4 protein-coding genes are annotated in these 4,280 nt (G+C 25.5%); 2 read left to right on the top strand and 2 right to left on the bottom strand.

What is annotated here, in order from left to right:
• Positions 1-839: discoidin domain-containing protein (locus tag GBZ86_RS13230; RefSeq protein ID WP_207707457.1), on the top strand; the 839-nt coding region annotated here is incomplete at its 5' end.
• 402 nt (positions 840-1,241) lie between these two features.
• Here the strand turns inward: GBZ86_RS13230 and GBZ86_RS13225 are convergent.
• Positions 1,242-2,174 carry an N-acetylmuramoyl-L-alanine amidase gene (locus tag GBZ86_RS13225; protein WP_152891383.1) on the bottom strand — a complete coding sequence of 311 codons (933 nt, stop codon included), beginning with the start codon at positions 2,172-2,174 and terminating at the stop codon, positions 1,242-1,244.
• Between the two features lie 57 nt (positions 2,175-2,231).
• The gene (locus tag GBZ86_RS13220; RefSeq protein WP_152891381.1) at positions 2,232-3,290 is read right to left on the bottom strand and encodes a YARHG domain-containing protein; all 1,059 of its coding nucleotides are present in this window, start codon (positions 3,288-3,290) and stop codon (positions 2,232-2,234) included.
• 131 nt (positions 3,291-3,421) lie between these two features.
• Between GBZ86_RS13220 and GBZ86_RS13215 the strand changes: the two genes are divergently transcribed.
• On the top strand, positions 3,422-4,280 hold an 859-nt coding region (locus GBZ86_RS13215; protein ID WP_152891379.1), incomplete at its 3' end, for a zinc ribbon domain-containing protein.

The following is a 4,280-nucleotide window of genomic DNA, read 5'->3' as shown; positions in this document are numbered from 1 at the left end:
CACTAAAAAAACCAGCAATGGATTCTTCAAACTCTTCATCTGCTATGTATGTAACAGATGGAAGAACTTCTAGATGGTCTAGTGGTAATTTTGCTAATGGACATCAATGGATTTATGTGGATTTAGGTACAGCTACTGAATTTAATACTATAAAAATCCATTGGGGTAGAGACTATGCAACCATCTATAGAGTAGATCTTTCTAATGACGCTATTAACTGGGCTTCTGCTTATAGAACTACTAATGGACAAGGTAAAATGGAAGAAATCTCTTTATCCTCTATGCAAAATGCTAGATTTGTAAGAATTTATTGTGAAAGAAATCATCCTACTATTGCTCCTACAGTTTCTATTTACGAAATTGAAGTATACAATATGTATGGAAATTCTACACTATCTACACCAACCACTCCACCAAAACCAATGAAACCTTCCACTAATTTAGCACTAAAAAAACCAGCAATGGATTCTTCAAACTCTTCATCTGCTATGTATGTAACAGATGGAAGAACTTCTAGATGGTCTAGTGATAATTTTGTTAATGGACATCAATGGATTTATGTGGATTTAGGTACAGCTACTGAATTTGATACTGTAAAAATTCATTGGGGTAGAGACTATGCAACTATTTACAGCATAGATATTTCTAATGATGCAAACACTTGGACATCTATTTATAAAACTACTAATGGACAAGGTAAAATGGAAGAAATCTCTTTATCCTCTATGCAAAATGCTAGATTTGTAAGAGTTTATTGTGAAAAAAATAATCCTATAGTTGCTCCTACAATTTCTATTTACGAAATTGAAATATGTAATATGTATGGAAGTTCAATTTAATAAAATCTTTAATAAATTTTAAATTTAATATTTATGATTTATTGAACTAATAATTATTTAGTTAGATAAGATGTTTTCTCATTTTATCTAACTATTTTTTATAATATTTATCTATTATTTTAATATTATTTCGTATTTTATAATATCTTTATTAAACTTACTAATTAATCAATTAAATATTACTAATTAAAGGAGTATAACTAGTATACTCCTTTTAGTTATAACACAGATTATTAATTTTCTGAAAATATAATAGTCATTGTATTTACAATAGGTGAAATACTCACTACTTATAGAAGTAGAAGCTTCCTTTAATTCTTTCTAGGCATTTATAGAAGTGAGCGAATACTCTAAAATTTAGTTAAATTATTATTTTAAACTCTTGTTATTTTTAAAGAACAGTTACTGAAAACATTGTAAAATACCTTTAGCAATAGCCTTAGAAATTTTCAATGCATTTTCTTCATTGCTTAAAAATAAGTCCTCCTCCTTATTAGATAGAAATCCCATTTCTAAAAGAATTACAGGAACCTTTGACCAATTAAAGCCTGTCATATCATTCCTATGAATTACCCCTCTATTTTTAATATTCAATTCACTACAATAAGTATTAATTATTTTTTCTCCATAGTTATAACTAGCCTCATAAATACCTTTAGTATTTTTATTAGATGGATCTGGAACAAGTACAGAAGCTCCCTTAGCTGATGGTGATGAAGCTCCATCTGCATGTATTCTTACAACTAAATTAGCATTAGCATTATTTCCTATATTAGCTCTATCCACATTTCCAAGAGCAATATTATTATCTTCCTTAGTCATAATTGCATTAAACCCTAAAGAAGTTAATTCGTCTCTAAGAAGCAAAGCAATTCTCATACAAATTTTATATTCAGGTACTTTACTTACTACTCCAGTAGCTCCTCCACCATCTTTTATCTTTAACTCCTTTGAATTAGGTTCTATAGGCTCTTTTTCTAAGTTGGCTTTAGAGGCATGCCCTGGATCTAAAACAATAGTTATTTTTGAATTATCTGTTTTATTTGTACTAGATAATTTTTCTTCTTCATCTTTTTTTGCACTAGCCAATTCTTCCTGTTTTTTAGCTTCTTCTTTCTTTATCTTGTCCTTTTCAATAAGTTCTTTAAGCTCCTCCTTATTCACAGGAATATAATAAAAAGGACTAGGCATAAATTCAGGCCCAACTTCTTCTACCTGTGAATTTGTATTTATATTTTCATCTAAATTTATTTTATCATTATTAAGAAAAAGCTCAGTACAAATAAAAAAAATGCACCCTAATAAAATAATTCCACAAAGATAAATATATTTCATTTACTCCTCCGAATTTAAATCAACATTTAATTAAACTACTTTTAAACTTAAATATTTCTACATGCTGTCTTCTATTGATTTTATTAATTTAACATTATATTGTTCTATATCTGTAAGCTGTTCTATACTAGCATTCACATAAGCATTAGGATAATACCAACTTTGTCTTGGAAAATAGGATTTAAAAGGTTCTTCCTTAAAAATATATCCATACCTAGCCCATATTTCATTTCTTGCTAGTGCTAATGTAGCTTTGCTCATTCCTGCTAAATCAGATTTATTTAAATATCTAATATCACTATCAGGTATTATATAGCCATTAGTGGTTATTATATTATAAGAAACTGAAGGAGTATTTTTAGATGAGTTTGCCTTTCTTTCCTTATCTAACTCTTCAGATTTTTTCTTTTCTTCTTCTGCTTTTTTCTTATCTAATTCAGCAATTTTTTTAGCTTCTATTTCATCTAATTTAGTTTTAGTTTCATCATAATAAAAAAAATCACTTTTATTATATCCATAATTTTCAGCATCTTTTATAATTTCCATAGTTTTTTCATAATCTTCATTTTGAAAAGATTTAACTGCTTTGTTCACATATATATTAGACATAAGATTATTAAAGTCCTTTTTACTTAATAAAGGTTCATAATCTTTTAAAATTTCTTCTCCATTATCTAAACCATTTAATACCTCTGAAACTTTTTCTATAATGTTACTATCATAATTAAACTCCATAGATTTACAATAATACTCTATTTTTTTATTTTCTATATAATTTTTATCACCTTTAATTTCATATATTTTTGCCATTATAGGTTTATAAAAAATCATAGCAAGTAGTAATATAGTTATTACTAAAATACTAATAACTATTAATGCTACTTTCTTTTTCTTACTTATAGGTTTTTTTTCTTTTAAGCTAGTATTTATAGTTTCATTAACCATACTTTCATCTATTTTGTTAAAAGAATAAAGAGAATCATCTTTATTTAAATTATTAAGAATAGGAATACTTTGATTTTCTCCTATTTTATTTTTATCTATTGGTTCACCACATTTCCCACAAAAAGCTAATTTTTCATTTATAGGTTCTCCGCATTTACCACAAAATTTCATAACATCTCCTTAAAGTCATTATTAACTCTATATGTATATGATTTTATTTATTAATGTTTCACATAAAATGTAATATATTTGAAATTAATTTAATATTATGAACTGTTAAATAATATATAGGAGATACTTTTATGTTTTGTAAATATTGTGGAAAAAATTTATCTGATGAATCACTTAAATTTTGTACTAATTGCGGTAAACAATTACAAGATACTGTAAAAGAAAATATTAAAAGAAATGATACTACTGAAGATTATATTGGAGCAATGGCATATAAAATAAAGGATATTCATTTAAGAAAGGAGACTAACTCTGCAATTAAATTAATTAAAGATGCTATTTTAAAACCTAATAATGCTATTTTACACTTTAAAAATAATTTATCTCCAAAAGCTACAGGGTTAATATATATACTCTGTACTATTATTATGTCTTTATCTACTGTATTTTTAATAAATTTTATAAAGGATAAATCTGTAAGTATAATGTTATTTGGCAACTATGGCTCTATTAGTTTAGATAAAAAAATTTCCTTTAAAAATTCTTTAGACTTATTACTACCAAATTTAAAAGTTTTTATGTGGATTTTTACCACCATAGTAATTGCCTATTTCCTTCTTATATCTTTAAGTTATCTTATATTTACATTAATATTTAAAAAGCCTTTAACATATTTAGATTATATGAAAGGAAATGGAGTAGCAATAATATTTCATACTATAATTACTTTATTACTATCTTTTACAATTGTATTAGGCTTTTCTTATGAATTTATTTTATTATTTTACTTGATTTTTGCCGTATTCCTATTTTCTATTGTATATGAATGCACTGCAACTCTTGTAAATGATAGAAATAAAACTATTTATCTTTTCCCAATTACTATTTTATTATCTAAAGTAGTTGCTTTATACACCTTGTTTAATTTAGCATCAACTCATTTTATGTCCTTAAATTATTTAGATAAAACTTTAAATATATTTAATATAC

It is taken from the genome of Clostridium tarantellae, assembly GCF_009295725.1.
Classification (GTDB): domain Bacteria; phylum Bacillota; class Clostridia; order Clostridiales; family Clostridiaceae; genus Sarcina; species Sarcina tarantellae.
This window is presented reverse-complemented; position numbering and strand designations above follow the sequence as displayed.